Genomic DNA, 22369 nt, shown 5'->3' with positions numbered 1-22369 from the left:
GCCAACATTAACATGAGGTTTTTCTCTCACAAACTCGGCCATTTTTGTTCCTCCATACTCAATACAATTAATAATGAAATCCAGGCTAATGAGCGGATGATGGGAATCGAACCCACACAACCAGCTTGGAAGGCTAGTACTCTACCATTAAGTCACATCCGCACATGGAGGAGGCAGGATTCGAACCTGCGAACGCTTTCGCGGGTAGATTTACAGTCTACTGCCATTAACCACTCGACCACCCCTCCAATCTACAGTCAAGTATTGTACTTTTTAACAAATTATATATAATATTGTCAACAGCAAAATAACATTTTTTAAAAAATGCAAAAAATTTGGCTCTATGGCTTACATGCTTGTAAACATGCCTTGCATAATAAAGAACGCAAGCCAACAAAAGTTCTTGTTACCAATGCAACTTATGAGTCAACCAAAGAATGGCTCATACCATTGACAGCTAATATACCACTTTCTATTGCTTCAGTCCAGACTATTAACAACATTTTAACAAACAAGACAAACAATAAAAATCCAAATTTTTCACATCAAGGTATAGCATTGCTGACAACACAGATAAAAATGTTAGACTTAAATAGCTATATATATGCAATAGAAAAATCTAATAATGAAGAAATATTACTATGCTTAGATCAAATACAAGATACTACTAATCTTGGCTCTATCTTCAGAACTGCAACAGCTTTTAATGTCAATACCATACTTCTTCCAAAAAAAAACAGTGCACCAATTACACCAGCAGTAACCAAAACTGCATGTGGCGCTTTAGAAAAAATAAAAATTATTTATGTAGACAACTTGTCTAGATCATTAGAAAATCTAAAAAAAATTGGTTTTTGGATTTATGGTTTGGATGCCCGAGCCCAAGAATCAATCAAAAACTATACAAACCATCATAAAAAAATTGTTTTAATTATTGGATCTGAGGACAAAGGAATACGACCATTGGTAAAACGCACTTGTGATCATTTATTAAAAATTGAAATAAATAGTACAAACATAGAGAGTCTTAATGCATCAGTTGCAACAGCAATTGCATTACACCAAATCTATCAAGCACCATAATCACTGCCACTATAGTTCTTCTTCTGACGTTCACGAATTTCTTGTGCTTCTATGCACAAAGTAGCAACAAGTCTAGCTCCCAATCTCTTAACCCCTATCTCAGATCCAGTTTCTTCACAATAACCATACTCACCTTTTTCTATACGCTGCAATGCAGCATCAATTTTTGCTATTAACTTACGATTTCTATCGCGATTATTTAGTTCATAAAACGTATCACATTCCAAACTAGCCCTGTCTGCAACATCTGGTTCATTCAGACTATTTGACACCAAATGCTCTCTTGCCTTATTGGATCCATCTAAAAGGTCATTCTTCCAAGCAATTAGCTTACGTTTAAAATAACATAATTGCCTTGGGTTCATATATTCCTCATCTTCAGATGGAACATAGCTAGATTCATTAGACAGATCATTTCTATTTTCACTGCCTGGTTGTTCATAGTCAACAGCTTCCATGACCACTATTCCTCCAATTTAAAACACTATCTACCTCCAATATTGATGGATTATGTCCTGAAATACTTACCAAATGGTTAACATGAGATGATATTGCACAAACCGATGCAAAAGATCGTGGCATTCTTTTAACAATGTAATCAAAAACACGATCAGAAATCCTTAAACCACTATTAAATAACTTTTGATGTAAAATTTTAGCTATTATTTCATCGCCTGGATTACCAATTGTAATTAAATCAAGCATCATAAGTCTTGATTTAAAATCCACTATAGATAGATTATTGAGCTCACCAAAATTAGCCAGCCATACACTGTGCAATCCAAGTTCAGTGATCTTGTTATATAAATGCAACAAACATTCTTGTGTATCCATCATGCTAGAGATACTATCTATTAAAACTGGAGAGCCAACTGACAAGCAGTTAAAATCATTAGATAAATTTACAATATTTTCTCTAGAAACCACAAATGCATTGGTTTTCTTAGCCCAAAGCATACCAAGATGAGTCTTCCCCCCACCAGGAGATGCACAGAGTAAAATGCCATTACAAAACCAATTTGGCCACCTGTTTATTAAAATATCATAAGCATATTTATTGCAATCATCAATGAAATAACATGAGTTATATAAATCATCTGTCTTTAAAAAATCAAAATAACACTGCACCATTGCAACCATGTTTTATTCAAGACAAATATATCTCACTTTCTCTATATTTTTTAATAATAATTCTAACAAAAATTGACACTACAGCAAAAAATGGCACAGAAAGCATAATGCCAACAATACCCATAAGTGAACCACCTAATAATATGCTAAAAATAACCAACACTGGATGAATACCTACTTTTTTTGCCACAATTTTTGGTGAAAGCACTTGAGTCTCCAATAAAACACCTAGTGTAAAAACCAATAAAACCAATAATAAATGAAAAATATCTTGAAATTGCAGTAAAGCTAGCAAAGAACTGCTAAAAATACCAACACCTAGTCCAATATAAGGCACAAATGACACAAGGCCTGTAAATATGCCAATAAACAAACCATGCTTAAGACCAATTAAGCTTAATCCAGTGCTATAAAAAACCATTAGAAAAAATGCTACAAAAAATTGTGCAACTACATAACCAAAGAGCACATAGTTTATCTCCTTAATAATATTATCTACCACCCTATTATATCTTGCTGGAAAAATTGATCTAAAACTATTGCTAAAAATTAACCAATCACGCAGCATATAAAATGTTATTAAGGGAATTACTAGTAAAAATGAAAATACCCCAAACAAACCAACACCTGAAAGTAAAAAATTTTTTAATACATTTATTGCATATGGCAAAAAGGATGTTGGTATTTTTCTTAGCACATCACTAGCATACAATTTATTAACACCAGCATTCTCATCTAGGAGATGCAAACTGTATTTTTTATCTAAGGCACCAACAGTCTCAAACATCCATTCATATATTCTGCTAGCATTGTTATACAAATCCTTTGCAATGCCAGTGAACTGCTGTATAAATGCTGGTATTATGAAAAATACAATCCATACAAAGCCAGTCAACATTATCATAACTAATGCAAATGATGTTATGCTGCGAGAAACTGATAGTTTTTCCATCCTGGAGACAAGTGGATTAAAAAAATAAGCCAAAAGTATTGAAACTGCAAATGGTGTAATTATATCAAGACCAAGGTACAAGACAAAAATAAAGAAAATAAACAGAGAAAATGGTAGATACAATTGTTTAGTGATCCATCTGCTGGTCATTTTACCCTCTTAATAAACTAATTATTATATATATATTAATAAATAAAACAGCTATAAAAAGCGTAAATTCCAAATTCTGTATTCTCTGCATAACGAGCCTAGCATGCACTGATAGATAGTGTCTTGAAAAAAATTTAAACAAATTTTTTATAATATCTTTAGCTATGTAATACAAATCTAAAATTAATGAGATAATAGATGAAAAAACAGTTTTAGGCAACTCTAAATACAACCAATTGGTATCAGGAAAATCCTTACACTCAATTCTAGTAACAAAAAAATTAACAAACTTATGTAGCAAAAATGCTAAAATAGCAAATAATGTATATTTAAAAACAAGTTTTGACAATCCAATATCAAAAACCATTTTCCAGCTAATCATACCATCACTAAGCAAGTTCAACATCTTAAATGGCGGCAAGCACATTACAGATAAAATCACCATAACAATAAGTGGTAGCATTTGATCTGTATACTTCTTTGGTCTAATAAAAATTCTATTAAAATGAACAGTAAATAATGAAAAATAATGAAAGACAAATGCAATAGATGCAATAGACAAGGTTTGCATTAAATAATTTGATAAATAATACTCATTATTCTGTAATGATAATTCTTTGCTATAAAATGTTGTTTTAATATAAAAACCAAGAGTAGGTGGCAATGAAGCAAATGAGCATAGCCCAATAATAAGGCATATTGCCCACAGAGCAGTATAATTGCCATGTTTGATGTTTTCTTTGCTACAATACCAAGATGCTAAAAAAATAATCATCTGATAAGATAATGAGCTTAATATGTGTATACTAAAAATTCTATTCTCAGCCTCAGTACCTGATGACATGCCAATTTCTATAATCAACAGGCCAATTTGTGCTATCATTGCATATAATGCTGATTTTTTCATATTCCTAGAAAGCATAGAATATAAAAAACCATACCATGCTGTACAAAAACCTATAATCTGCAAAAACCATAGGCTATGAAACAATTTATACAAAACATATAAACAGGCTTTAGTTGAAAAAGAAGCTATCAAAATCATTGATCCATACTCCAAGACTGAATATGCATCAATAATCCAAGCACTGATTGGAAATGCAGCAGTAGAAAATAAAATACCAAAAAAAAGAATTATTCCTGGTGCTTTACTAGTTTTAATATCACTTAGCACTAAAGATCTCAAATTAGTATTAATATATGCATCTTGCATTATTGATGTAGTAGCTAAAATAAGTCCAGCAATAGTAAGATGAACTATTAAATAATGCATTGCAGATTTTTCAGCATTAATATTTTTTTCACCCAAAACAAGCACAAACACCAAAATACCTGACAATTCAAAACATAGAACAAAACCTAAAAGAGTTGTTGCATTTATTGTAGCCAAACTTAAAAAAAAATATATTACAAGATATGCAAAATTATTTACCCAGTTTTTATAGGAATTAAGTAAAAAAATATTTAGCAATATAAAAATTATAAAAAAAGTGCATGAGAGAAACAAGTTATCAGTGGATAAAATGCTAAAAGGAATTTTTCTAAATATAGTCAAAATCCCAACAAAATTATTACAACAACAAAAAAGCACTATGCTCAATAATATGAATAAAAAAGAAAGGAATTTCAATGAACATTTATTAACAATGTGCAAAAGATACCCAGAATAGGTAGTGAAGATTAAAAAGATTGCTAGAGAAATAAACATAACTAATTATTGGTAATGCAAAACACTATAATATCATACAGTAAAAATTATTCACTATATCATCTAGCATTATGGATACTAAAATGCTTAACTTCTTTTGCAATCTTGTATATACTTTAGTAAAAATAAAATAGAAAAAAAGTGCGTGAAATAGTTTTAGATCTTGAGACTACTGGTATAGATCCAGCAAAAGGAGAAAAAATCATAGAAATAGGATGTATTGAGTTGTATAATAAAATTATCACAGGAATAGAATTCCATGCATATGTGAATCCAAAAAAAGAAATTACTGCAGAATCATATAGAATACATGGTATAAGTAATAAAAATTTAATAGATAAGCCAATTTTTGCCAAAATATCTAATAGCCTGTTAGAATTCATCAAGAATGATTCTTTAGTTATACATAATGCTGGCTTTGACATAAAATTCTTAAACCATGAATTGCAAAATTGCTCAATGCACAAATTAACCAATGAAATAATTGACACTTTATCTATAAGCAGAAAAAAATTTCCTGGATCTCCAGTTTCTCTTGATGCACTATGCAAAAGATTCAATATTAACAGCACAGCTAGGATAAAGCATGGTGCATTACTAGATGCTAAATTACTTGCACAAGTATACATTGAACTCTGTGGAGGACTGCAAACAAGCTTACTTACAAACTTTAATAAAAAAAAACAAAACTCAACACCAAAGCAGGTGAATAAAAATATTGATGGTTATCAAAAAAATACTAAAAAAAAATGCTACAGAAGAGTATCTATACAACCTAATATAGATGAAGCATCTGCACACGAAAAATATATAAAAACCATATCAAATACTATGTGGAAAGCAACTAATTAACTAAACTAAGGTTACTGTGAACACTAAATACAATAATGAAAACATTTTTTATAAAATTATTCATAAAATAATAGATTGTAAAGTTATTTATGAAGATGATGTTTGTATTGCAATAAATGATATTAATCCATGTGCACCTGTGCACATACTGTTATTGCCAAAAAATAACTATATTTCATTTAATGATTTTATCATTACTGCAAATAGTGAAGAGATATGCAAAATATTTAAAGCTGCACATAAAATTGCTCAGATTAATAATTTAGAAAAAAATGGTTATAGAATAGTAATGAATCATGGTCATAATGCAAGCCAAACAGTAATGCATTTTCATATTCATGTTATTGGTGGTAGAAAAATATATGGACTATGTACAAATGATGATAATAAGAGATAAAATTATATAAAGTCTAAAAAACTTTATATATAATGTTAATAAGATTGATTATATCTTCTTTGGAGGCTTGGCAACTACCTACTCTCCCACAACCTATGGTTGCAGTACCATTGGCGGTAGAGTTATCACTTCCGAATTCGGAATGGGATCGGGTGTTTCATCTCCCCTATCAATCACCAAACCACCAAAAAAGATATTTATCTAAATTTTACAAGTATGCATAACACTGTATGTGCATAGATTAGAAAAAACAATTGGGTTATTAGTACTAGTTAGCTGAACATGTTACCATGCTTACACATCTAGCCTATCAATGTAATAGTCTATTACAACCCTATAGGGAAATTTAGTTTTGGGATGAGTTTCCCACTTAGATGCTTTCAGTGGTTATCTCGTCCATACGTAGCTATCCAGCCATGCCACTGGCGTGACAACTGGTGCACCAGAGGTATGTCCAGCTCGGTCCTCTCGTACTTGAGCCAGGTTCCCTCAAATTTCCAACACTTGCGGAGGATAGAAACCGAACTGTCTCACGACGTTCTGAACCCAACTCACGTACCACTTTAATCGGCGAACAGCCGAACCCTTGGGACCTTCTTCAGCCCCAGGATGTGATGAGTCGACAGCGAGGTGCCAATCGGTGTCGTCGATATGAACTCTCAGACACCATCAGCCTGTTATCCCTAGCGTACCTTTTATCCGTTGAGCGATGGCTTTTCCACACAAAACCACCGGATCACTATGACCAACTTTCGTTTCTGCTCGGCCTGTCAGCCTTACAGTCAAGCAGGCTTTTGCCATTGCACTCTACAACCAATTTCTGACTGGTCTGAACCTACCTTTGTACACCTCCGTTACTCTTTAGGAGGCGACCGCCCCAGTCAAACTACCCACCATACAATGTCCCAAATCCAGATAATGGATTATGGTTAGGTATCAAAAGTATAAAGGGTGGTATCTCAAGGTTAGCTCCATTAAGGCTAGCGCCCTAACTTCAAAGCTTCCCACCTATCCTGCACAATATACTTCTAACACCAATATAAAGCTATAGTAAAGGTGCATAGGGTCTGCTCGTCCAGCCGCAAGTACTCCGCATCTTAACGGAGAATTCAATTTCGCTGAGTTGATACTAGAGACAGCGGGGAAGTCGTTACACCATTCATGCAGGTCGGAACTCACCCGACAAGGAATTTCGTTACCTTAGGACCGTTATAGTTACGGCCGCCGTTCACTGGGGCTTCGATTTAGAGCTTGCACCCCTCCTGTTAACCTTCCAGCACTGGGCAGGTGTCAGACCCTATACATCCACTTGCGTGTTAGCAGAGTCCTGTGTTTTTGATAAACAGTCGCCACCCCCTCTTCTGTGCCATCTATAAATGGTTGCCCAAATATAGACTACTCTTATTCCAAAGTTATGAGCACAATTTGCCGAGTTCCTTTAGTATCATTATCTCATACGTCTTAGTATACTCTACTCATCTACCTGTGTCGGTTTACGGTACGGTCTAATATGGAAGCTATTTCCTGAAACTTTTTCACAGCAATTTCAATCCAATAAGAAATTACTATTTACAAAATTTGTCACTTTCCACTGGTTTAGGAATATTAACCTAATATCCCATCAATTACGCTTTTCAGCCTCACCTTAGGGGCCGACTAACCCTACGCAGATCATCTTTACGTAGGAAACCTTAGATTTACGACGAGAATGATTCTCACATTCTTTACTGCTACTCATGTCAGCATTCTCACTTCCAAAACCTCCAACAACTCTCACGAATTATCTTCAGTGGTATTGGAACGCTCTGCTACCGCTTATAAGATATAAATACATCTTATAAACCCATGTCTTCGGCACATAACTTTAGCCCCGTTACATTGTCGGCGCAGAAAAGCTTAAATATAGACTAGTGAGCTGTTACGCTATCTTTAAAGGATGGCTGCTTCTAAGCCAACCTCCTAGCTGTCTTGGCTTCTCCACCTCCTTACACACTTAGTTACGATTTAGGGGCCTTAGACAATGGTCTGGGCTCTTTCCCTCTCCACCAAGGATCTTAGCACCCATGGTGTGTCTGCTATGGAACTATTATTGATATTCGGAGTTTAGTTTGATTTGGTAAGATCATTACTCCCCCTAGTCAATCAAGTGCTCTACCCTCAATAATATATAACATAACGTACTACCTAAATAGTTTTCGCAGAGAACCAGCTATTTCCAAGTTTGATTGGCCTTTCACCCCTAGCCACAACTCATCCCGTGCTATTGCAACAGCAGTGGGTTCGGTCCTTCAGTACATGTTACTGCACCTTCAACCTGGTCATGGCTAGATCACTTGGATTCGGGTCTAATTCATCAAGCTAATACGCCCATTTAAGACTTGCTTTCGCTACGCCTACACTTAACAGCTTAAACTTGCTTAATAAATTAACTCGCTGACCCATTATACAAAAGGTACGCCGTCACAACACATAAAATTATGGATGCTCCGACTGCTTGTAGGCATTTGATTTCAGTTTCTATTTCACTCCCTCTTCAGGGTTCTTTTCAACTTTCCCTCACGGTACTTGTACGCTATCGGTCACTAAGGAGTACTTAGGCTTAGAGGGTGGTCCCCCTATATTCAAACGAGATTTCACGTGTCTCGCCCTACTCAAATATTTATAAAAACATTACCTATACAGGACTATCACCTTCTATGGTTAATCTTTCCAGATTATTCTAGTTATTTTTTATAAATCATTGGCCTGATCCATATTCGCTCGTCACTACTAACGGAGTCATCATTTTGATTTCTTTTCCTCTAGGTACTTAGATATTTCAGTTCTCTAGGTTGTCCTTCTATATCTATGTATTCAATATAGAATAGCCATCGAAATGGCTGGGTTTCCCCATTCGGAAATCCACGGATCAAAGCTTGTTGACAGCTCCCCATGGCTTATCGCAGTCTACCACGTCCTTCATCGGCTCTTAGTGCCAAGTCATCCATCAAACGCCCTTTATTATTTATCTAATCCTCAACACATACAGAGTTAAGCATACTTTTAATTTAGATGAATCAATATTATTAACTTATCAAAATATTGTACAACAAAAAATATTGTTAACAATCAATTAAAGTAGAAAAATTCTATTAGAAAATAATAACTATGTCAATAAAAAAATATCATGATATAAAATTTTATTATTTATCTAAAAAACATTGCCATTTAATATCTTTATCCTCACGATAAATCTGCATACAGCTAATATTTTTTTTATCTTCATAACTAAATATATCAAATGAAAGCATTCTGTGTAAATCTAACACAGCAAAACCAAAACTATCAAAAGTTTTATAAACCTGCATTGCATTGTCAACAAAATTACCTTTATGCATTATTGGTTTTCGATGCAAATGAGCTCCACTATTGCCAACAATTAATTGAGCAATGCAACTATCTGCAAAATTCAAAAATTGCATAAGATGTATGTGCCCACTTACTATTAAGTCTAAGCTACAACTTAAATTATTAAATGATTGACGTAAAGTTCTATTACCATATAAACCAAAATTTAATATACTAAACATGCCATACAATGGTCGATGAGTTAGTAAAATATTAAACTTATCATTGATTATATTTTGCACATTTAATTGCTGTTTGTATATTTTAACCAAATGCTGCTCAGTAATAAAATCAGATGCACTAGAAGAGTCAATATTAAAAAAAACAGCATTATCAAATTCTAATATACTAAGTGGCTCAACATTCACACAAAAATTATCTTGATTTCTAGGTGGAGTAAAAAAAAAATTTGCTCCATTCCAGCATTTCTTACAACATGCCTCATGATTACCGCGCACCATTATTAAAGGTGCTTTTTTCAATAAATTGTTCATAGGCTTGAAAAATTCAAACTCCCAATGCTTCCAGCTACAAAGATCAAAATCATATTTTGACTTACCATGCATATACAATAAATCTCCAACATGTACAACCAAATCAATATCCTTTTCAGCAAGTAGATCAGCCACCTTGGCAAAAGGCCAACTTTTTAATGAAGAACAACTCTGCCTATAATCACCTCTACATCCAGTATCGCCTATAATTCCAACTCTATGAATCATGGAACTAGGCAAAAACATCTTTTCTCCACCTATAACAACATTTTTAGCTTTACGATCAAAAAAAAAATAACACCTTTCAATATCAGGAAATGCACTATTGAACTTCTTATAAAAATGTTCCCATACACTATCAATATATAGCTCAGGACATTTTTCACCACGTGATACTATGGCATTAGCTACAAACATACCATTCTCATCAAAACTAACCCAATGATATTGAGCAAATACACCATGACAAAAAAATAAGCAAACAGTGCACAAAAATAATTTTATAAATTTTATTAGCATAACTAATCTAATTTTTTGTTAAAAATCTACTGAATTTTAGTTATTTTTTTCAAAAAAATCACTATTTTGCTTAAAAAATCCCTGTAAGCAAGTATAACATTTTTTATAAAATGCATAACACCTTCATCATATTGAGCTATGCCAATATTACTTTTAATTATTTCACCAGATTTATCAGTATGTACAACAATTGTTCCAGAAATCTTATCATGCCAAGTTTGATTTTTTCGACTAATTCCAAGCCACAACAAACCTAAGCACAATGGAAACAGAGAAAGCATTGCAGCAAATGCTCTCTTCACACATTGAATGAGTGTTGGATCCATTAATGTCTTGTCATCAACTAACTTCATGCATAATAATGCTTTAGCTGGTGTTCTTTTAAATTTAAACCACATACAAACAAAATACACAACAGCCAGAACACATTGAACAACATTAACCACTAAATATCGTATCATATATTTAGCCAGCAATAATTTATCATTTATGTCCAGCTCAATTTCCATATGCCTTTTGTCAAGTGCAGCAACTGGCAATCCTGGTGCAGGATATATGAAATACAGCACAAAAATAACTACTTGCATCATAAGTGCTAACAGTATTAAATCTAAAACTATTGCAAGAAAACGCATCCTAGAATTAGCATATAATGCACCATCTGCTCTAGGATGTGGGGCAAATATTTTAATATTTTTCATAATGGAAAACATACCAATCCACTTGTAATTAAACAAACTTAATTGTGCCTTGAAAAATTCCCATTTACCAGCTTAAATACTGAGCTATCATGACCATATATTTTTTTATGTAAATGCTGATCAAAATTTTTAGCATTCTGTTGTTTATGATTCAAATAATGTGCTGCAAGCATTGCTAATCTTTTAGGGCTGCTCATATAAGCATACTCTGCTCTTAATACTTTATTTTCTTCCTGTTCAGCATCTAATTCATGCTTAACTTTTACAAATTCTTTGTTAAATTGTTGAAATTTATACTTAATGCCAAACATAATAAATGCACAACATATAAAAAAAAATAAATTAAGAAACATAATTTTTTTTTTCATCTAATGCCCAATTTTTTAATTACTCTAAGCTTAGCTGATCTAGATCTATGATTTCTTTTTATCTCATCTGGCATTGGAGTAATAGCTTTTTTATTCATAATTACAAATTCATTACCATGCACATTATTAAGCAATTCACGAAACACACTTTTAACCACCCTACACTCTAAACCATGAAATGAAACAACAGCCAGAATCCCTTCAGGCTTTAATACTGCTGCAGCTGCAACCAAGCCTTTATGCAAAGCTTGCAACTCATTATTTACATATATTCTTATTGCTTGAAATGTTTTTGTAGCTGGATTTATTTTACCTCTGCCATGTGCAGCTTTGGTAATAAGCTCTGCAAGCTCCTTGGTATTGTTTATTGGACCAGAAAGACGTTTTTTTGCTATATGCTTTGCTATATGGCGTGCACTTTTATCTTCACCGTACATGTATATAATATCACTCAACTCTGCTTCGCTCTTTCTGTTTATTACATCATATGCAGTAATACCAATCTCAGAATTCATTCGCATATCAAGTGGACCATCTTTTAAAAATGAAAAACCCCTATAACCATTATCAATCTGCATGGATGAAACACCAAGATCAAAAACTACACCATTAGCACCATCTTTTAAAAAAGGATGTAACACTTTATCAAGAACAGCAAAATTTTCTAAAATAAATGTAAATCTTTCTTTATATTGTGCTTTTAATGCTTCTGCATATAAAGCAACCTCATGATCACAGTCTAATGCATAAACACTGCATTTAGCACTATCTAAAATTGCTTTTGAATAAGATCCTGCACCAAAAGTACAATCAATATAATTTCCACTGTCTATAGGAGACAAAAAACTCAATACTTCCTGCAACAGCACTGGTATATGCGATGCTGTACTATTCATAAACTACTTCATTATACTAGTCTTTAAAGACAAAAATACCACAAGCTATAATAGCAACACATCACTCAAACATCAAACATACAGGGTGGCCTATATAGCAGAGTATTTATTATATCTATAATAATATTATATGCAAATCACATAATAAATTAATCTTATAGATCAAAAACACAAAATTAATATATAAAATATTGCAACATATTCATAACCATAAATATGAATTCAATGTTAAATACATATTTTACTCATTATTAATGCATTAATAATACTATAATCTAAAGTAAAAAAAACTTATGCTAACATGAGTGATGCTGAAAATTTTTTTGACAGTGAAAAAAAAATTATTAAACCCATTGTAAAACCAAGCTTACAAGAAAATATCGTACAACAAGATTTTGTCACTAAATACCTCAAAGAAAACAACTTAATAACCAACAATCAACTTAAATCAGCAATAAGAATCTTTAAGAAAGAAAATAAGGGAAAAATGTTTGGTGAGGTGCTTGTTGAGCTAGACATAATCACCAGCAAAATGCTTAAAAATATTTTACACTCTTTAAAAGGAATTAGTCAATTTAACCTCAAACAAGCTATGATTGACAATGAGGTAATTGATAAAATCCCTCATACTTTTGCCATACAAAACAAAATTATACCAATAAGCTATACTGGAGAAGTTCTTTATGTAGCCATACAAGATGTTTATGATATTATGCGCATTGACAAAACAAGACGCTATTTCCCTAGTGTGCAGCGCATAATACCAGTCTATGCAAGTGAAGCAGATATTATGTTAGCAATAGATAAATATTATGGCTATGAAATGTCAATTGACAACATAGTGAAGGAAATAGTAGATGAAGATATATCTAACAACTCTAGCATTACCAGCACCAATGCTTCACAATATAAACACCCAATTGTCAGACTAATTGATGCATTTCTAACAGATGCTGTAAAAATAGGGGCATCAGATGTGCATTTTGAGCCATGTGATTTCTTTCTACGTGTTCGATATCGCATTGATGGATCCATGATACAAAGATATAACCTAGATAAAGACATATGGGATGCAATGATAGTGCGTATTAAGGTAATAAGTGGTTTGGATATTGCAGAAAAACGTCATACTCAGGATGGTCGAATATCCATCTCAGTGTCAGCACGAAATATAGATCTACGCATATCTGTACAGCCAACCATACATGGTGAAAACTGTGTTATGCGCATACTTGACCCATCTACAGTTATAACAAATATCAACAAACTTGGCATAGATAAATTTAATGTAAAATTACTTAAGAATGCACTAATAAGACCTGAGGGAATTATTATAATTACAGGTCCAACAGGTAGTGGTAAAACTACTACATTATACTCATTAATTAGTGAAATTAATACTCTAGAAGTGAATATTATGTCCATGGAAGAACCAGTAGAGTATAAACTGCCAATTGCCCGTCAAAGCAACATATCGGAAGATGGTAGTGGCATGCATTTCGATGAAGCATTGCGTGGAGCAATGCGACAAGATCCAGATATTATCTTTATTGGTGAAGTGCGCGATGAAACAACTGCAAGACTAGCTATTAGAGCTGCAATGACTGGACATAAAGTTTTCACTTCACTACACACAAATAATGCACTATCTGCTGTATCAAGATTACGTGAATTAGGCGCAGAAACATCAAATATTGCCAATTCACTAACATGTGTAGCAGGACAAAGGCTAGTAAGAACTCTTTGTATACATTGCAAAAAACGCACAAAACTACTCAATAGTGACAAAAAAATTCTTGGAATTGATCTTAATGATAATCCATTGGTATATAAAAGAAATCCATTAGGCTGTGAGCATTGCAATCTTGGTTATAAAGGACGCACACTTGTATTAGAGGTTATATTTATTGATGAAGAATTACGCAAAATGATTGCAAAAAATGCAACTTACGACACAATTCATGCATATCTTAAAAACTCTGATAAGTTTATATCCATGAAAAAATCAGCTATTCAAAAATTACTCTTAGGAGATACTGATATAATAGAACTAAAGAAAAAAATAAATATTGCAGAGGATGAACTCTATAATATTGATGTAAAAAAAACAGCTAAAAAAAAACGTAAAATTAGCAGTAAAAAATCTTAAATCATATCAATTGGATTAAGTAACTTATCAAGAGTATTGCTGTCCAGAAATCCCAAAGCCAGTGCAGCATCTTTTAAAGAAATATTTTCATTGTAAGCCTTTTTTGCCACCATAGCAGCATTGTCATAACCTATTGCTGGACTAAGAGCTGTAACAAGCATTAGTGAGCCATGCAGTAACTGATTTATCCTTGCTTTTTTAGGCACAATTCCCTTAACACACCTAACACCAAAACTACACATTGCACCAGATATTAATTCAATAGATCTAAGTAAATTATATATCATTACAGGACGAAAAACATTAAGCTCAAGATGTCCACTGGCAGCACTAATAGTTATTACATGATTATTTCCCATAACTTGAGCACAAACCATGGTCATTGCCTCACACTGCGTTGGATTAATCTTCCCAGGCATTATCGAAGATCCGGGTTCATTCTCTGGCAATGCTATCTCCCCAATACCACACCTTGGGCCAGATGCAAGCACTCTAATATCATTAGCTATTTTAAGCAAACTAGCTGATAATACATTTAACACTCCACTGAGTTCCAATATTGCATCACTAGCTCCAATTGCCTCAAATTTATTTACAGCTGTAACAAATGGATATCCAGTTATCTCACGAATTTTTGTAATAAAAGCATTAGTAAATTCAGCTGAACAATTCACTCCAGTTCCAACAGCTGTACCACCTTGTGCAAGCTCATATAATGATGGAAGTGCCTTATTAATTCGTATCAAACCCTTATGAAGCTGCATTGCATAACCAGAGAACTCTTGGCCTAATGTTAATGGCATGGCATCTTGCATATGAGTTCTGCCAATTTTTATAATCCCAGAGAACTCAGTAACTTTATGCTCAAAAATATCAATTAGATTTTCTAATGCTGGTAACAAATTATTGTTTACTGCCAAAACTGCAGCAATATGCATAGCAGTTGGAAATGAATCATTTGAGGATTGTGATTTATTTACATGATCATTTGGATGAACTGGTTTTTTCAGACCCATTTCACCACCCATAATCTCAATTGCACGATTAGAAATTACCTCATTGAGATTCATATTGGTTTGAGTGCCAGAGCCAGTTTGCCATACTTTTAGTGGAAAATGCTCATTAAGCTTACCAGATATTATCTCCTCAGCAGCAACAGCTATAGCGGAAAATACTTCATTAGTTAACAATCCAAGCTTTAGATTAGCATGTGCAGCGGCAAATTTCTGCATTGCAAAGGCTTTAATAAACAATATAGGAAAAATATCACTACCTATATCACCAAAATTTAACAAAGATCTTTGTGTTTGTGCACCCCAGTACTTATCATTAGGTACTTTTTGCATGCCCAAACTATCACTTTCATTGCGAAATTTCATCATGAACCATGCTTAACAACACATGGCTTGAGCTGGACTCGAACCAGCGACACAAGGATTTTCAGTCCTTTGCTCTACCAACTGAGCTATCAAGCCATATCCAAGCAAAATGATAATAAAAAAATAGCATACTGTCTATATATTATTTTTCTAACATGCTACATAACTAAATTTTAAAACTTAAAACTATTTAGTAAATCAACCAACATCTAATAGCATAAGTATGCTATCAGGATTAACTAAATCACCTGGTTTAATTTTAATCTCATTTACTATTGCATCAACCTCAGCTTTTATAACATTCTCCATTTTCATAGCAGTTATAATACATAAAGTATCACCCACCATAACTCTATCACCTGGTGCAACCATAATAGCAGAAACCATACCATTAATAGGTGAAACTAGTAATGATGCATCACTATTCAATGGATTAAAGCTAGGCATTAAATGCATAAGTTCATTAACATGTTCTTCAAAAACCTCACATCTAATAGTAAATCCATGATGACGCATTATATATTTATTATTTTGGAGTTTAATATAAACATTTACCTTTTCATTATTAATATTACCATAAAAAATATTATCGCCAAACCACCAGTCAGTAGATAAAAATATTTTCTTCTCATCTAATTCAACAAGCAATCCATCTAAAATAGACAAAATCTTAACTTTACAAACATTATCACCATGTTTAATAAATAAATTACTACCAACAAACTCTTGTAAAAATTTAATATTAATATTCTCATTAGCAAGTCCAGTACTAACACTGCTAAAACCTCTCAAAGCATCTGATAAATAAATATATGCAGCAATAACCATCAAGGTACAAATTTCTTTATAATCAAGTTTATGCTCTTTGACACCACCTTCAAAGCATTCAGCAATAAAATTAGTGCTAAACTTCCCAGCACGAAAATTTTTATCTAAAAAAATTGCTGAAAGGAATTCAATATTAGTGCTTGGACCATCAAGAATGAAATTATCCAAAGCATTGGACATCTTATCAATAGCAGACATTCTATCTTTTCCATAAACACAAAGCTTGAGCAGCATTGCATCATAAAATGGAGTAACCATGTCACCTTCTTGTATGCCAGAATCAATTCTAATACCATCAATATCTGGCTCACGATATTTTAGTATCACGCCACCTGATGGCATGAAGTCTTTTTTAGGGATTTCTGCACAAATCCTTGACTCAATTGCCCAGCCATTAACACTTACATCTTTCTGTGTGAAATCAAGTGGAACATCAGCTGCCACTTGCACCATTAATTCTACAATATCAAGACCAGTAACCATTTCAGTTACTGTGTGCTCAACCTGAATTCTAGTATTCATCTCCAAAAAATAAAAATTTCCCCTTCTATCAAGCAAAAATTCAATAGTACCAGCAGAAAAATATTGTTCTTGTTTAAGCAGCTTAATACAAGATTTATACATAGACTTACGCAGCCTGTCATCCATTGCTATACTAGGAGCTTCCTCAATAATCTTTTGGTGCTTACGTTGTATTGAGCACTCTCTTTCACCCAAACAAACAACACCTCCATGCTTGTCGCATATAACCTGTATCTCTATATGACGCGGATCTTCAATGTATTTTTCTATAAAAATAGTCCCATCACCAAAACTTTTTAATGCCTCATTGGTTGCCAAATTATAATTCTGCACCATATCTTCAGTATTATAAACTACTCGCATACCTTTTCCACCACCACCTGCAGCAGCTTTAAGCATAACAGGAAAACCAATAGATTCAGCTATACTAACTGCATGTGCAGCACTAAACAGCTTGTCATTGAATCCTTTAATTACCGGCACTCCAGCTGCTTGTGCAGCCTTCTTAGCCTCAATTTTATCACCCATTTTTGAAATAATATGAGCACTTGGGCCAATAAAGATAATTTTTTTCTTTTCTAGCATTCTAACAAATGCTGCATTTTCTGCCAAAAAACCAAAACCAGGATGCACAGCACTGGCGCCAGATGCCTCAATTGCAGAAATAATCTTTGGCATATTGCAGTAACTTTCAGATGCAGCAGATGATCCTAAATATACACTTTCATCTGCCATTTTTCTATGCAAGGAATGCTCATCAGCATCAGAATAAACTGCAACAGATTTAATTTGCATTTTTTTCAATGTTTTAATTATTCGACAGGCTATTTCTCCACGATTAGCTACTAAAACTTTTTTCAACATATCAACCAACTACTAAAAATCAACTATAAAGCAGGCACATTAATTTCAAAACGTTTTTTAAACTCATTAATCTCACCTGTGCTCATACCAAGTTTCTCAAAATCAATGTTTTTATTTTTCAACAGATCACGCAACAAACAAAGCTCTTTTGCAGAAATAGTTACAGACTGCAGTTGATAATTCTCAAATGCATCATAAGTCATTGGTACCCACTTTTTGACTATATTGGTAATAACATTTGCATAATTCCTAATTTCTGATTGTGCACCTTGGCCAAGACGCAAACGAAGAAAGCGTAACAAATTATGAAGATCTATTTTCCAATACCATTGTGTATAAAAATTCAAACCAAGACCAATTCTAGCAAGCTCACGCGGCACACCATTATCAAGCATTTTTTGATAGCTCTCATAACTTCTCTTGGCATCTTCATTTATAATATCTAATGCCCAACTTGCTTTCTCTGCACTCATGCTACCTTCACGACACTGCAAATTGCTAGATGCCTGCTTGCCAATATCATTAGGTTCTGGAACAAAAAACTCATTATCAAGCACAGAGTAGCGTGCTGAATATTCATTGACATTAGCAGTACGATGCCTAACCCATTGGCGAGCAACGAAAATAGGCAGCTTCACATGCAACTTAATCTCACACATCTCAAAAGGACTCGTATGCTGATGCCGCATTAAAAAATTAATTAATGCTTTATCTTTATTGATCTGCTTTGTGCCTGATCCATAAGACACGCGAGCAGCTTGGACAATTGATGTATCATTGCCCATATAATCAACAACTCGCACAAAGCCATGATCAAGAACTGGAAAACTTTTATCCAGCAAATTATCCATAGCCTCAACACAAACACGACTCATAAAAAACCTATAAATTAATCAGCATGAACCAAAATTATTTTAGCAAAGACAATAAGCATAGCAATAAAACATAATGCCTTACTTTAATTTAATGAATAATTATACACTCATATACCATATGCACAATCCATAAAAATAACTCAACATACATTAATAGCATAATATAATTACAAAAATTCCTTATTTTAAATAACTAACTCAGCTTCAATAAACAAACCTTATAACTTTGAAAAATTTCTTGAAGCAATATGAGCGTGCATCAGATGCAATGTGAATTAATAAATCTACAATGGAGAAACATTCAGTATAGGTGCAATTTTCTCAATCATTCTACTTGCTATTGGCGCAGCCAAATAACCACCAGTAATTCTATCTTCATTGCATGTCTTTTTTGGGTCATCTACCATAACCAACAAAACATATTTTGGATCATCTATAGGAAACACACCTGCAAATGAAACTATACTAGAATCCTTGCTATATGTACCATCAACAATCTTATCAGCTGAACCTGTTTTACCGCCTATTTCATATCCAGGTGTCAAAGCACGCATACCTGTACCACGTTTAACTGCTAAACTAAATAAATACTTCATTGACTCTGATGTTGATTCAGCAAAAACCCTATGAAAAGATTGATTCTTTTTACCTTGTAACAAGGTAGCCTGATGCAAAACACCTCCGCCAATCACTGCAGCAATCCCTTCAAGCAAATGTATTGGGGTAACAGATATACCATGACCATATGAAACAGTAGCACGTGAAACCACATTCCACTTATCTCTTTTTGGCACAATTGGACTTGCTTTCTCATTAAGCTCTAATGATGTCTGTTGAAAAAAGCCAAGCTTATTTAAGTATGCATACTGATCATTAGGATTCATTTGCATAGTTATTAATACAGTGCCAATATTTGAAGAACGTAAAAAAATCTCATCAACACTCATAACACCAATATTAGTTTTATAATCTCTTATTGTGCGATCTGCAATCTTAAATGAATCACCAATATAAAACTCACTATTCAACTCCACAGCACCAATATCCAGCGCACTTGCTATAGCAAAACTCTTAAAAACAGAGCCCATTTCATACAAACCAAGGGAAAATCTATTAAAAACTTCATTTGGCCTACCACTAGAAGGCTTATTAATATCAAAATCTGGCAAGCTAACAGCAGATAAAATCTCACCTGTATCAACCTCCATTAAAAGGGATACACCACCAAATGCTTTATGCTTATGCATATACTCACTCAATATGCTATGCATTAAATATTGTAATCTTGTATCAATGCTTAATTGCAATGCTTTGTCTTTTACATCTTTATTTAAAAGGAAATTATCAAAATACCGCTCAACCCCAGCCAATCCATTGCCATCAGTATCAGTATAGCCTAAAATATGGGCAAATAATGAGTTATGTGGGTAAATCCTTTTAGCATCAGATTTCATATATATACCTGGCAAACCTAACTCCAAAATTTTTTGCTGCTCTTTTGGTACTAAATGCCTTTTCAACCAAACAAAACTTTTTTTATTTTGATGTAACAATTCACCAAGCAATTTACAATCCATATCGATTGCTATGGATAAAAACTGTGCAACCTGATCAATATCTCTTATTTGCTTAGGGTTTGCATACACAGAGGCTGTAGGAACATCAACTGCAAGCAAAACACCATTTCTATCAACTATATCCAATCTATTAGGATGCCAACCTGACGCAAAAACTGCCCTATTATTATAAGACTGTGGTTTAGAATAACCATATGATATTTCAAACAGTCTAATTATAAGAATAAAATAAGCTATAAAAATAGATATTATAACTATCAATAGACGAGATCTAGCCCTATCTAATAAATTGTCAACACCAACATCCCACATATCTAATTACACAACATTTGTAACTATAAACAGCATATTTATATCTACTATAAAATCTTAAGTAAACATTTATATAAAGCATGTGCACTAGTATAGAGCTTTACAAAAGATGACATAAGTTTAATACTTAATGATACTAAACTATCTAATTTCACAATATGCAACTTACACCAATAGAGATGTATGTTAAAAAATATAGACCAAATTCATCTTTTGATAAACACCAACAAGCTGTGTTTAAAAAAATGGTACAACTACAAAAAACTACGGAAATAGAAATAAATAGTAAACAAAATACACAACAAGGTTTTTATCTGTATGGCGATGTTGGCCGTGGTAAAACAATGATGACAAAGATGTATTTTAACTCATCAGTACTTGAAAAAAAAATCCATATGAACTTTCACACATTTATACAACTAATAAAAGACACTCTGAATAAAACTACTAATAAGCACAATAGCATTACAAATGCTATACACACAGTCATACCAGATGCAAAACTATTATTTTTAGATGAATTTTATCTTTCTAACTCTAAAGCAGATAAATTTCTATATAAAATCATCAACAGTATACTAAATCAAAACATAGTACTATTAATAACGTCTAATACACCGCCGGAATACATTGCGTTGCAATCAATATTAAATCTCATTAAACAAAAAATGATAATATGCATCCTGCAAGGTGAAAGAGACTATAGATCAACTTTTAGCTCATATAACAAAACTACATATTATTTAACAAAAAATACATCAATAAAAAAAATGCACCATATATTTAAAAGCATTATTAAAAACAATCAATACAGAAAAGATACTATTATTTCAAGAGGTAAAAAAATTACAGCTAGTAAGTATTGTAATGGCATTGCTTGGTTTTTTTTCCAACAATTATGCTGCAGAAAACTTGACACTGTAGATCATGAAGTTGTTGCCAAAAAATATAAAACAATTTTTCTTATTGATATACCAATCCTGACCAGCAAAAATCAATTTGATATCAAACGATTTAGCACATTAATAGACAAACTCTATGAGAACAGAACTAGGCTCATATGCCTTGCTGCTGCTATACCAGAAGAACTTTGTGACACTGAAGCACAAACACTAGAATTTAAAAGAACTATATCACGCCTTCATGCAATGCAAACAAAACGCTATGTATTTTCTGGCAATAGTAAAAAAAATCAAGAACAATGAAAAAGTAAAAATAAGGCAAA

17 protein-coding genes, 3 tRNA genes and 2 rRNA genes are annotated in these 22369 nt (G+C 33.1%); 5 read left to right on the top strand and 17 right to left on the bottom strand.

Going from position 1 to position 22369, the window contains the following annotated elements; translation table 11 throughout:
- Positions 1-91 precede the first annotated feature (91 nt).
- Positions 92-162: transfer RNA gene (locus tag AABI72_RS00535), tRNA-Gly, on the bottom strand.
- A 3-nt stretch (positions 163-165) separates the two neighbouring features.
- A tRNA-Tyr gene (locus AABI72_RS00530) sits at positions 166-248 on the bottom strand.
- 76 nt (positions 249-324) lie between these two features.
- On the opposite strand from AABI72_RS00530, the gene rlmB reads away from it, so the two are divergent.
- A complete protein-coding gene (rlmB, locus tag AABI72_RS00525) occupies positions 325-1083 on the top strand; it encodes a 23S rRNA (guanosine(2251)-2'-O)-methyltransferase RlmB (RefSeq protein ID WP_338363388.1) in 759 nt (252 codons plus the stop codon).
- Here the strand turns inward: rlmB and dksA are convergent.
- From dksA to AABI72_RS00505, 4 genes are all read right to left on the bottom strand, one after another.
- Positions 1071-1448: an RNA polymerase-binding protein DksA gene (dksA, locus tag AABI72_RS00520; RefSeq protein ID WP_338363390.1), complete on the bottom strand. Its 378-nt coding sequence runs from the start codon at positions 1446-1448 to the stop codon at positions 1071-1073. The two genes, rlmB and dksA, sit on opposite strands and share 13 nt — an antisense overlap.
- A 79-nt stretch (positions 1449-1527) precedes the next feature.
- The gene (locus AABI72_RS00515; RefSeq protein WP_338363386.1) at positions 1528-2214 is read right to left on the bottom strand and encodes a hypothetical protein; all 687 of its coding nucleotides are present in this window, start codon (positions 2212-2214) and stop codon (positions 1528-1530) included.
- A 16-nt stretch (positions 2215-2230) separates the two neighbouring features.
- Positions 2231-3316, bottom strand: a complete 1086-nt coding sequence (locus AABI72_RS00510) for an AI-2E family transporter (RefSeq protein ID WP_338363385.1) — start codon at positions 3314-3316, stop codon at positions 2231-2233.
- 1 nt (position 3317) lies between these two features.
- The gene (locus tag AABI72_RS00505; protein ID WP_338363384.1) at positions 3318-4706 is read right to left on the bottom strand and encodes a proton-conducting transporter membrane subunit; all 1389 of its coding nucleotides are present in this window, start codon (positions 4704-4706) and stop codon (positions 3318-3320) included.
- Between the two features lie 459 nt (positions 4707-5165).
- Between AABI72_RS00505 and dnaQ the strand changes: the two genes are divergently transcribed.
- Both dnaQ and AABI72_RS00495 read left to right on the top strand, forming a co-directional pair.
- Positions 5166-5876, top strand: a complete 711-nt coding sequence (gene dnaQ, locus AABI72_RS00500; protein WP_338363382.1) for a DNA polymerase III subunit epsilon — start codon at positions 5166-5168, stop codon at positions 5874-5876.
- Positions 5877-5892: 16 nt separating this feature from the next.
- Complete coding sequence (locus AABI72_RS00495; protein ID WP_338363381.1) at positions 5893-6273, top strand: HIT domain-containing protein; 381 nt, start codon at positions 5893-5895, stop codon at positions 6271-6273.
- Positions 6274-6338: 65 nt separating this feature from the next.
- On the opposite strand, the gene rrf is transcribed toward AABI72_RS00495, so the two are convergent.
- The 6 genes from rrf to rsmH all read right to left on the bottom strand — a co-directional run bounded on the left by rrf (position 6339) and on the right by rsmH (position 12638).
- Positions 6339-6454 (bottom strand): 5S ribosomal RNA (rrf, locus tag AABI72_RS00490).
- A 60-nt stretch (positions 6455-6514) separates the two neighbouring features.
- Positions 6515-9283: ribosomal RNA gene (locus AABI72_RS00485) — 23S ribosomal RNA — on the bottom strand.
- Positions 9284-9455: 172 nt separating this feature from the next.
- Positions 9456-10673: a metallophosphoesterase gene (locus AABI72_RS00480; protein WP_338363379.1), complete on the bottom strand. Its 1218-nt coding sequence runs from the start codon at positions 10671-10673 to the stop codon at positions 9456-9458.
- 26 nt (positions 10674-10699) lie between these two features.
- A complete protein-coding gene (locus AABI72_RS00475; protein ID WP_338363377.1) occupies positions 10700-11374 on the bottom strand; it encodes an RDD family protein in 675 nt (224 codons plus the stop codon).
- Between the two features lie 38 nt (positions 11375-11412).
- A complete protein-coding gene (locus AABI72_RS00470; RefSeq protein WP_338363375.1) occupies positions 11413-11742 on the bottom strand; it encodes a hypothetical protein in 330 nt (109 codons plus the stop codon).
- Positions 11739-12638 carry a 16S rRNA (cytosine(1402)-N(4))-methyltransferase RsmH gene (rsmH, locus tag AABI72_RS00465; protein WP_338363373.1) on the bottom strand — a complete coding sequence of 300 codons (900 nt, stop codon included), beginning with the start codon at positions 12636-12638 and terminating at the stop codon, positions 11739-11741. The genes AABI72_RS00470 and rsmH overlap by 4 nt, the downstream gene beginning before the upstream one ends.
- A gap of 301 nt (positions 12639-12939) precedes the next feature.
- Here rsmH and AABI72_RS00460 point away from each other — a divergent pair, with 301 nt between their 5' ends.
- Positions 12940-14787: a GspE/PulE family protein gene (locus AABI72_RS00460; protein ID WP_338363371.1), complete on the top strand. Its 1848-nt coding sequence runs from the start codon at positions 12940-12942 to the stop codon at positions 14785-14787.
- Here the strand turns inward: AABI72_RS00460 and fumC are convergent.
- The 5 genes from fumC to AABI72_RS00435 all read right to left on the bottom strand — a co-directional run bounded on the left by fumC (position 14784) and on the right by AABI72_RS00435 (position 21144).
- Positions 14784-16166 carry a class II fumarate hydratase gene (gene fumC, locus AABI72_RS00455; protein ID WP_338363369.1) on the bottom strand — a complete coding sequence of 461 codons (1383 nt, stop codon included), beginning with the start codon at positions 16164-16166 and terminating at the stop codon, positions 14784-14786. The two genes, AABI72_RS00460 and fumC, sit on opposite strands and share 4 nt — an antisense overlap.
- Before the next feature lie 23 nt (positions 16167-16189).
- Positions 16190-16262: transfer RNA gene (locus AABI72_RS00450), tRNA-Phe, on the bottom strand.
- Between the two features lie 102 nt (positions 16263-16364).
- Positions 16365-18380: a biotin carboxylase N-terminal domain-containing protein gene (locus AABI72_RS00445; RefSeq protein ID WP_338363367.1), complete on the bottom strand. Its 2016-nt coding sequence runs from the start codon at positions 18378-18380 to the stop codon at positions 16365-16367.
- A gap of 23 nt (positions 18381-18403) precedes the next feature.
- A complete protein-coding gene (gene thyX / locus AABI72_RS00440; protein WP_338363365.1) occupies positions 18404-19255 on the bottom strand; it encodes an FAD-dependent thymidylate synthase in 852 nt (283 codons plus the stop codon).
- Positions 19256-19539: 284 nt separating this feature from the next.
- Complete coding sequence (locus AABI72_RS00435; RefSeq protein WP_338363363.1) at positions 19540-21144, bottom strand: penicillin-binding protein 2; 1605 nt, start codon at positions 21142-21144, stop codon at positions 19540-19542.
- A 158-nt stretch (positions 21145-21302) separates the two neighbouring features.
- Between AABI72_RS00435 and zapE the strand changes: the two genes are divergently transcribed.
- Entirely contained in the window at positions 21303-22349 is a 1047-nt protein-coding gene (gene zapE / locus AABI72_RS00430) for a cell division protein ZapE (protein ID WP_338363361.1), read from the top strand.
- The last annotated feature ends 20 nt before the right edge of the window (positions 22350-22369 follow it).

It is taken from the genome of Candidatus Xenohaliotis californiensis (assembly GCF_963930935.1).
Lineage (GTDB): Bacteria > Pseudomonadota > Alphaproteobacteria > Rickettsiales > CAWVOK01 > Xenohaliotis > Xenohaliotis californiensis.
Note: the sequence above shows the minus strand (reverse complement) of the source record. Positions and strands in the feature narration are given on the sequence as shown.